Source organism: Isoptericola nanjingensis, assembly GCF_050311635.1.
Taxonomy (GTDB): domain Bacteria; phylum Actinomycetota; class Actinomycetes; order Actinomycetales; family Cellulomonadaceae; genus Isoptericola; species Isoptericola nanjingensis.
In genome coordinates this window covers 523,497-531,988 of record NZ_JBNOZL010000004.1, presented here as the reverse complement: position 1 = coordinate 531,988, position 8,492 = coordinate 523,497, and the positions used below count along the sequence as shown (strand labels likewise).

The following is an 8,492-nucleotide window of genomic DNA, read 5'->3' as shown; positions in this document are numbered from 1 at the left end:
AGGCCGGGACGGGGCCGCGGTGCTGCGGCCCCGTCCCGGCCTCTCTATCTCGGCGAGTCTCTCTATCTCGCGGGATCAGCCCTGACCGAACTCCGAGTACGGGATCACGTCGTCCTCGGCGGGCGCCGTGACGTCGACCGGCTCGCCCCACTTGCTGAACGTGGACTCGACGACCATCTCCTGCCCCTCGACCTCCATCGTGATGTCGGCCTCCACGGGCAGGCCCCGCGGGTCCACCTTGTAGACCGCGGAGATCTCGCCGAGCTGGTCAGCGGTCGACGCGTCGATGCCCGCCGTGCCGTCCTTCACCTTGGACGGGTCGATCGTGGCCGTGTAGACCTGGGTCTCGACACCGTCGACGGTCTCGGTGCCGGTGTGCTCGAACGAGGTCACGGCGTCCGCCATCGCCTCTGCCTGCGAGGCCGCGTCCATGGACTCCATCGAGTCGATCGTGCCTGCGAGGGCCGGGTCCTTCGCCATGTCCTCAGCGGTCATCGACAGGTACTTGCCCTGGGTCATCTCCCCCATGGACAGGTAGATCGTGCCGTCGAGCAGCACGATGTCCATGTCCATGCCCATGACCGCCATGGACATCTGCATGGTCGTCTCGTCGAACGTCGGGCCGTAGGCCACGTCGGCCGACGTGGTGCTCTCGGTCATCCCCGCCGACTCGGCGAGCTCGCCCGAGTACGTCAGCTCCATGTGCGCGCTCGACGCCTCTTCCTGCGCGGCCTGCATCTGTCCGGCCAGGTCCGTCATCGTCGAGACCGTCGCGATCTTCGCCGCCGGCTCCTCGGCGGCCTGCTCGCCGGCGGCGGGGGCCGCGGGCTCCTCGCTCCCGCAGGCGCTCAGGGCGAGGGCGACCAGGCCCGCCGATGCCAGGGCCACGGTCTTCTGGGGGACGCGCATGATGCTCCTTCTCAGGGAATCGTGAAGTTTCATTGCATCACGGGATGCACTGCACGGTCAGCGGGTCGGACAGCACCGTCGCGGATCGTTGTCGATCCGTGTCCCGCGCCGTCTCGGCCCTAGGACGCCCCCGGGGGAACGGCGAAGGGCCCCTCACGCGCGTCGCGTGAGGGGCCCTTCCCGGGAGCAGAAGCCTCAGTGGGCGTGCTGACCGCGGCTGAACTCGAACACCCAGCCGACGAGCCCGATGACCCCGAGGATGAAGCCGATGTAGAGCACCCACCAGCCCACGGCAAGCCCAAGGAACGCGATCGCGGCGGCGGCGGCGATCACCAGCGGCCACCAGCTCCACGGCGAGTACACGCCCTGGTCGCCGGCGCCCTGCTCGATCTCGCCCTCCTCGTCGTCCTCCGGACGGGGGTCGATACGACGGGCGGTGAGCGCGAGGTAGGCGCCCACCATCGCGACGAGCGCACCCACCAGCGGGATGCCGAGGTAGCCGACCGGCTCCTGGAAGTGCGTGACGAAGCCGTAGATCACTCCGACGAGCACGAAGAACGGGGCGAGGAACAGGAAGAGCTTGATCTCGATCTTCACTTGCGGTTCTCCCCCTCGTCGTCGATCACGGTGGTGGTCGACTGGGCAGCCGACGACTGCGCGCTGTCGCGACGCTCCTCGACCAGCTGCTGGTGCCCGCGCCGGTCCGGGTCACCGTAGACCTGGACCAGAGGCCCGTGGCCCGGCGCCTGCTCCATCGCCGCGACCTCGGGGTGGTGCAGGTCGAAGGCCGGCGACTCCGAGCGGATGCGCGGCAGCGAGGTGAAGTTGTGCCGCGGCGGCGGGCAGCTGGTGGCCCACTCGAGGGAGCGGCCGTAGCCCCACGGGTCGTCGACGGTGACCTTCGGCGCGTTCCGCCAGGTCGTGTACACGTTCCACAGGAACGGCAGCGTGGAGGCCGCCAGGATGAACGCGCCGATGGTCGACACCTGGTTCTCCCAGGTGAAGCCCTCCTCGGGCATGTAGTCGGCGTACCGACGGGCCATGCCCTCGACGCCCAGCCAGTGCTGGATGAGGAACGTCATGTGGAAGCCGATGAACAGCAGCCAGAAGTGGATCTTGCCGAGCCGCTCGTTGAGCATCCGGCCCGTGAACTTCGGCCACCAGAAGTAGAAGCCGGCGAACATCGCGAACACCACGGTGCCGAAGACCACGTAGTGGAAGTGCGCCACCACGAAGTACGAGTCGGACAGGTGGAAGTCCAGGGCGGGGCTGGACAGGATGATGCCCGTCAGGCCGCCGAAGAGGAAGGTCACGAGGAAGCCGATCGACCACAGCATCGGTGTCTCGAACGTGAGCTTCCCGCGCCACATCGTGCCGATCCAGTTGAAGAACTTCACACCGGTCGGGATGGCGATCAGCATCGTCATGAAGGCGAAGAACGGCAGGAGCACCGCGCCGGTCACGTACATGTGGTGGGCCCACACCGTCACGGACAGCGCCGCGATCGCGATCGTCGCGTAGATCAGGCCCTTGTAGCCGAAGATCGGCTTGCGGCTGAAGACCGGGAAGATCTCCGACACGATGCCGAAGAACGGCAGCGCGATGATGTACACCTCGGGGTGGCCGAAGAACCAGAACAGGTGCTGCCAGAGGATCGCCCCGCCGTTCTCGGGGTTGAAGACCTGCGCCCCGAGACGACGGTCGGCGCCCAGCGCGAAGAGCGCGGAGGCCAGCGGCGGGAAGGCCATCAGCACGAGGAGGCTCGTGACGAGCGTGTTCCACGTGAAGATCGGCATCCGGAACATGGTCATGCCCGGCGCGCGCATCGTGATGATCGTGGTGATGAAGTTGACGGCACCGAGGATGGTGCCGAAGCCAGCCAGCGCGAGGCCGAACACCCAGAGGTCTCCGCCTAGCCCTGGACTGAACGTCGTGTTCGACAACGGTGCGTACGCGAACCAGCCGAACGACGCGGCGCCCTGCGGGGTGAAGAAGCCCGCCGCCGCGATGAGGCCACCGAAGAGGAACAGCCAGTACGCGAACATGTTGAGCCGCGGGAACGCGACGTCGGGCGCGCCGATCTGCAGGGGCATGATCACGTTGGCGAAGCCCGCGAACAGGGGTGTCGCGAACAGCAGCAGCATGATCGTGCCGTGCATCGTGAAGAGCTGGTTGTACTGCTCCTTGCTCTGCACCACCTGCAGGCCGGGCATGAACAGCTCGGCGCGGATGAGCAGGGCGAGGATGCCTCCCACCGCGAACCAGATGAACGACGTGATGAGGTACAGGTAGCCGATCGTCTTGTGGTCGGTGGAGGTGATCCACTTGACCACGGTGCGACCGAGGTTCTGGCGCTTCGGCGCGAGACCGGGGATGACCTCGACGTCGTGCGCGGGGGCAGTCGTGGCCGCCATCAGTTCTCGACCTCCGGGAGGGTGTCTTCCTGCGGGAAGTTCGCGTCGTGCTGCTGGCGGTTCAGGTCGAGCCCGAGCTCGCCGGTCTGGCCAGCGGCCTCGAGGTCGGCCATGTGGGCGTCGTACTCCGCCTGCGAGACGACCTTGACGTTGAAGAGCATCCCGGAGTGGAACTCGCCGCAGAGCTCGGCGCACTTGCCGGCGTACGTGCCCTCACGGGTCGGGGTGACCTGGAAGGTGTTGGTCCGGCCCGGGATCATGTCCTGCTTGTACAGGAAGGCGGGGATCCAGAACGAGTGGATGACGTCGCGGGAGTCCAGCGTGAACTCGACCGTCTGGTCGACCGGGAGGTACAGCGTCGGGACGTCCTTCGACGTGCCCGGGGCACCGTCGACCTCGTCGTCGATCGTCTGGCCGCCGACGTCGAGCAGGTGCTGCCCGGAGTCGTAGACGTCGGAGTCCAGGTAGTTGAAGTCCCAGCTCCACTGCTTGCCGATGACCTGGATGTTCACGTCCGGCTCGGCGCTGGTGTCCTGCACGGCCGACATGTCGCGGTCCGTGTAGAAGAACAGGACGAGGATCATGATCGTCGGCACGGCCGTGTACATGATCTCGAGCGGCATGTGGTAGCGCGTCTGGATCGGGAGCTGGTGGTCGTCCCGGCGCTTGCGGTACGCCGCGACGCACCACAGCATCAGGCCCCACGTGATCACACCGACGATCAGCGCCGCGATCCAGGAGCCGACCCAGAGGTTCGTGATTCGCTCGGTCTGGTTGGTCACCTCCCCGTCGGCGTAGCCGGGCAGGTATCCGCGCTTGACGGAGTCGCTGGCACAACCGGAGGCCAACACGGCGACGGCGCCGGCGATAGCCGTCGCGCGCAGGATGACCCGCCGGGTGCGGGTGGGGCTCTTCGAGTGCAAGGGAGGCCTTTCACGTCACGTCCTGCCCGACCGCCACGGCCCCTCTGGGCAACAGGCACGCGGACAGGACCTTCGTCCTCGATGAGGTGCAGCCTAGCGCGCCCGGAGCAGGTTCGACGCCGCAAAAGCACCCTCGGGGCGTGACTCTTTCCGCACGGGACGTCCACAACTCCTTCTTGCACACAGACCCCAGGAGAGTGTCAGATCGATCCTCGGGAGTGTCAGATCCTCCGGACCGTCCCGGACCCCGACCGACCGGACCTCGACGCCCCGAAGATGGCACGATCGTGCCCCGGGCGCGCAATCCGCGCCCGCCCGACGCGCCTCGACACGGCATCGGGACGCACGTCAGCCCCCACGGAGCACGCCTGTGACCGACACCACCGAGCCGACCGGGAACCACTCCCCCGCGGCGCCGCCCACGGCGTCCGCCTCGCGGGTGCACCTGGACAACGGCGGCGGCGCCCCGCTGCACCCGCTCGCGCGGCAGGCCCTCCTGCAGGCGCTCGACGACGGCTGGGCCGACCCGCACCGCCTGCACACGGAGGGACGCAGGGCGGCGCGCCTCCTCGACGGCGCGCGGGAGGCGGTCGCCGCAGTCCTGGGGGCGCGTACGGAGGAGGTGCGCTTCACGGCCGGACACGCGTCCGCGCTGCGCGACGCCCTGGTGGGCACCGCGAAGGCCCGGCGCCGCGCGGGCGGGGACGTCGTCGTGGGCGGCACCGAGCGCGCGGCGGTGCTGCACGCGGCAGCCGCCGCCGCACAGGCCCAGGAGGGCGAGCGCGCGGTGGTCGGCGTCGACCGCCACGGTCGCGTCGACGCGGACGCCTTCGCGGACCGCGTCGCGCGCCCCGGCGTCGCGCTCGCGGCGCTCCAGCACGCCAACGGCGAGGTGGGCACGCGGCAGCCGCTGAGCACCGTGCACGAGGCCACCCGGGCCGCGGGGGTGCCGCTCCTCGTGGACGCGGGCGCATCGCTGGGCCACGACGTCGTGCCCGACGCCTGGGACCTCCTCGCCGCCCACCCGGCCGACTGGGGCGGGCCCGCCGGGGTGGGTGTGCTCGCTGTGCGTCAGCGCGTGCGGGCCGTCCCACCCGCGCCTGAGGACGCCGACCCCTGGGCGCCCGGCGGGGTGAGCGTGCCCGCCGTGTTCGCCGCCGCCGTGGCCCTGCAGGCCACGGAGGCCGACCGCGCCGCGCAGGACGAGCGGCGCCGGCTCCTCACGCAGCGCGTGCGGGAGGCGGCCGCAGCCGTCCCCGACGTCGAGGTGGTGGGCGAGCCGGACGACCGGCTCCCCCACGTCGTCACGTTCTCGTGCCTGTACGTCGACGGCGAGGCGCTCGTGACGGAGCTGGACCGGGCGGGCTTCGCCGTCGGCTCCGGCTCCGCCTGCACCGCGAGCACCCTGGAGCCGTCGCACGTGCTCGCGGCGATGGGGGTGCTCACGCACGGCAACGTGCGGATCGCCCTCGACCGGTCGACCACCGAGGACGACGTCGACCGCTTCCTGGCCGTCCTGCCGGGCGCCGTGCGGCGGGTGCGCGACGTGCTCGGGGTGGGCGGGCTGTGAGCGCCGGCGACGCCGTGGTCGTCGACGCCCGCGGCCTGCGCTGCCCGCTGCCCGTGATCCGGCTGGCCGCGGCGTCCCGCGACCTGCCCGCCGGGACGCTCGTGACCGTGCTGTCGACCGACCCGGCGGCCCGGCACGACGTGCCCGCCTGGGCCCGGATGCGGGGGCACGCGACCGTCGCCGAGGCGGAGGTGACCCCGGACGAGGGAGCAGACGGAGGCACCAGGTGCGTGTGGTCGCTCACCGTGCGGCTGGGCGCCGACTCCTGAGCCGCGACGACACCCGGCCCGCCACGACGACGGCCCGGCCACCCCGTGGGGGCGGCCGGGCCGTCGAGGTCGCTCAGCGGTTCAGCTGAAGGAACCGCCGCAGGCGCAGGAGCTGCCGGCGTTCGGGTTGTCGATCGTGAAGCCCTGCTTCTCGATGGTGTCCGCGAAGTCGATCTTCGCGCCCTCGAGGTAGGGCACGCTCATGCGGTCCACGACGACCTCGACGCCGTCGAAGTCGCGCAGGGCGTCGCCGTCGAGGAGACGCTCGTCGAAGTAGAGCTGGTAGATGAGGCCGGAACAGCCGCCGGGCTGGACGGCCACCCGCAGACGGAGGTCGTCGCGGCCCTCCTGCTCGAGCAGGCTGCGAACCTTGTCGGCGGCGACGTCGGACAGGTCCACGGCGTGCGTGGCGATCTCGGTGGTGTCGGTCATGCTTCCTCCAACAGGCGGACCGGTACGGCTGTTCCCGATCCTACGCGCGAATTCCGTGGGCGCGATGACGCGGGTCACAGGCGCGGCGCGGCAGCCGTCGAGGTCGTGGCGGTCATGCCCAGGACGGCGCCCAGGTCCGCGCCACGCGCGCGGTCGCCGGCACGGCGTCGGCCCCCGTCTCGTGCACGCCGCTCACCCCGGCCCCGGACCACTCGCGCCGCGACACCTCGCTGCGCCCGGCCAGCACCACGACCGGGACGGCGTGCGGCGCGGCGGCCGCCACGGCGGCGGGGACGCTCCCCTCGCGCAGGGTCGTGCCGTCCAGCACGGGGACGTGCACGACGACGAGGTCGGCCTCCGCGGCCGGGCCGGTGAGCGGCCCCTCCTCCGGCCCCGCGACGCTCGACAGCCCGAGGGCGTCCAGGGGGACGAACACGCCCGCGAGCGCCGGTCGGGCCTCCCCGGGCGGCATCGTGTCGGACGGGGTGCCGGGCAGGACGACGGCGGTCACGTCGCACGACGGTGCGGCCTCCCGCCACGCCGTCGCGAGCGCGGGGGCCAGAGGGCCGGCGTCCTCGCCGACGCAGAGCAGCACCTGCATGCCGCGATCGTGGCACACCCGGCGGCGCCGCGGACGCTCGACGTCCCGGACGCGACGCCGGCGGAGACGCGGACGCACGGCGCGCCGCGCGCGGGCGCTGTGGAAATATGGGCGCGTGACCACCCTGCTGAACGACACCGCGGGCACCTCGACCGGCACCACGGCCGGTTTCGCCGAGCCCGCACCCTCCGCGCTGCTGCTCCTCGGCCAGGGCCGCGACCTCGCCTCCGAGCGGGGCGTCGAGTGCACCGGGGCGCTGCCGTCGCCGTCGGACCCGGACCTGGTGGAGCGGGCCCGCGCCGCGCGGGCCGCCCTGGGCGAGCGCGCGTTCGTGCTCGGGCACCACTACCAGCGCGACGAGGTCATCGACTTCGCCGACGTCACCGGGGACTCCTTCAAGCTCGCGCGCGAGGCCGCCGCCCGCCCCGAGGCGGAGTTCGTCCTGTTCTGCGGCGTGCACTTCATGGCCGAGAGCGCCGACATCCTCACGTCGGACGCGCAGCAGGTCGTGCTGCCCGACCTCGCCGCGGGCTGCTCCATGGCGGACATGGCCGAGATCGGCCAGGTCGAGGAGGCGTGGGCGGTGCTGCAGGACGTCGGGATCGCCGACGACACCGTGCCCGTCACCTACATGAACTCGTCCGCCGCGATCAAGGCGTTCACCGGCCGCCACGGCGGCACCGTCTGCACGTCGTCGAACGCGCAGGTCGCGCTGCGCTGGGCGTTCGACCGGGTGGGCGGCGTGGAGGGCACCGGCAAGGTGCTGTTCCTGCCGGACCAGCACCTGGGCCGCAACACCGCCGTCCTCCAGCTCGGCCTGAGCCTGGACGACTGCGTGGTCTACGACCCGCGCAAGCCGCTCGGCGGCCTCACCGAGCAGCAGCTGCGCGACGCGCGCGTGATCCTGTGGCGGGGGCACTGCTCGGTGCACGGGCGCTTCTCCGCGCGCAACGTCGAGGACGTCCGGGCGAGGGTGCCCGGCGTGACGGTGATGGCCCACCCGGAGTGCAAGCACGAGGTGATCACCGCGGCGGACCAGGTGGGGTCCACCGAGTTCATCATCAAGGCCCTCGACGCCGCCGAGCCCGGCAGCTCCTGGGCGATCGGCACCGAGCTCAACCTGGTGCGCCGTCTCGCCAAGGCGCACCCTGACAAGCAGGTGCACTACCTGGACTCGACCGTGTGCTTCTGCTCGACCATGAACCGCATCGACCTCCCGCACCTGGTGTGGGCGATGGAGTCGCTGGTCGAGGGACGCGTGGTCAACCGGATCGTGGTCGACGCCGACGACGCCCACTGGGCCCGCGTAGCGCTCGACCAGATGCTGGCGCTGCCCGGGATCTGACATGACCGTGGGGCCGCGACGGCCCTGAC

The 8,492-nt window shown here is 71.3% G+C and carries 9 protein-coding genes; 3 read left to right on the top strand and 6 right to left on the bottom strand.

The features are described from left to right. Positions 1 to 75: 75 nt before the first annotated feature. The 4 genes from ACQP6G_RS10650 to ctaC all read right to left on the bottom strand — a co-directional run bounded on the left by ACQP6G_RS10650 (position 76) and on the right by ctaC (position 4,246). On the bottom strand, positions 76 to 909 hold the full coding sequence (locus tag ACQP6G_RS10650; RefSeq protein WP_429764283.1) for an SCO4651 family lipoprotein: 834 nt from the start codon (positions 907 to 909) through the stop codon (positions 76 to 78). A gap of 195 nt (positions 910 to 1,104) precedes the next feature. Beyond that, the gene (locus tag ACQP6G_RS10645) at positions 1,105 to 1,506 is read right to left on the bottom strand and encodes a cytochrome c oxidase subunit 4 (RefSeq protein WP_429764282.1); all 402 of its coding nucleotides are present in this window, start codon (positions 1,504 to 1,506) and stop codon (positions 1,105 to 1,107) included. Then, entirely contained in the window at positions 1,503 to 3,323 is a 1,821-nt protein-coding gene (gene ctaD, locus ACQP6G_RS10640) for an aa3-type cytochrome oxidase subunit I (RefSeq protein ID WP_429764281.1), read from the bottom strand. Before ctaD ends, ACQP6G_RS10645 begins: the two co-directional genes overlap by 4 nt. Further along, the gene (gene ctaC / locus ACQP6G_RS10635; protein ID WP_429764280.1) at positions 3,323 to 4,246 is read right to left on the bottom strand and encodes an aa3-type cytochrome oxidase subunit II; all 924 of its coding nucleotides are present in this window, start codon (positions 4,244 to 4,246) and stop codon (positions 3,323 to 3,325) included. Before ctaC ends, ctaD begins: the two co-directional genes overlap by 1 nt. A gap of 370 nt (positions 4,247 to 4,616) precedes the next feature. Here ctaC and ACQP6G_RS10630 point away from each other — a divergent pair, with 370 nt between their 5' ends. Both ACQP6G_RS10630 and ACQP6G_RS10625 read left to right on the top strand, forming a co-directional pair. Then, the gene (locus ACQP6G_RS10630; protein WP_429764279.1) at positions 4,617 to 5,816 is read left to right on the top strand and encodes a cysteine desulfurase family protein; all 1,200 of its coding nucleotides are present in this window, start codon (positions 4,617 to 4,619) and stop codon (positions 5,814 to 5,816) included. Beyond that, a complete protein-coding gene (locus tag ACQP6G_RS10625) occupies positions 5,813 to 6,085 on the top strand; it encodes a sulfurtransferase TusA family protein (protein WP_429764278.1) in 273 nt (90 codons plus the stop codon). Before ACQP6G_RS10630 ends, ACQP6G_RS10625 begins: the two co-directional genes overlap by 4 nt. Positions 6,086 to 6,166: 81 nt before the next feature. Here the strand turns inward: ACQP6G_RS10625 and erpA are convergent, their stop codons facing one another. Continuing rightward, positions 6,167 to 6,517 (bottom strand): iron-sulfur cluster insertion protein ErpA, encoded by a 351-nt coding sequence (erpA, locus tag ACQP6G_RS10620; protein ID WP_429764277.1) that lies wholly within the window; start codon positions 6,515 to 6,517, stop codon positions 6,167 to 6,169. A gap of 112 nt (positions 6,518 to 6,629) precedes the next feature. Then, on the bottom strand, positions 6,630 to 7,118 hold the full coding sequence (locus tag ACQP6G_RS10615; RefSeq protein WP_429764276.1) for a hypothetical protein: 489 nt from the start codon (positions 7,116 to 7,118) through the stop codon (positions 6,630 to 6,632). 115 nt (positions 7,119 to 7,233) lie between these two features. On the opposite strand from ACQP6G_RS10615, the gene nadA reads away from it, so the two are divergent. Next, positions 7,234 to 8,463 (top strand): quinolinate synthase NadA, encoded by a 1,230-nt coding sequence (gene nadA, locus ACQP6G_RS10610; RefSeq protein WP_429764275.1) that lies wholly within the window; start codon positions 7,234 to 7,236, stop codon positions 8,461 to 8,463. Positions 8,464 to 8,492: the final 29 nt, after the last annotated feature.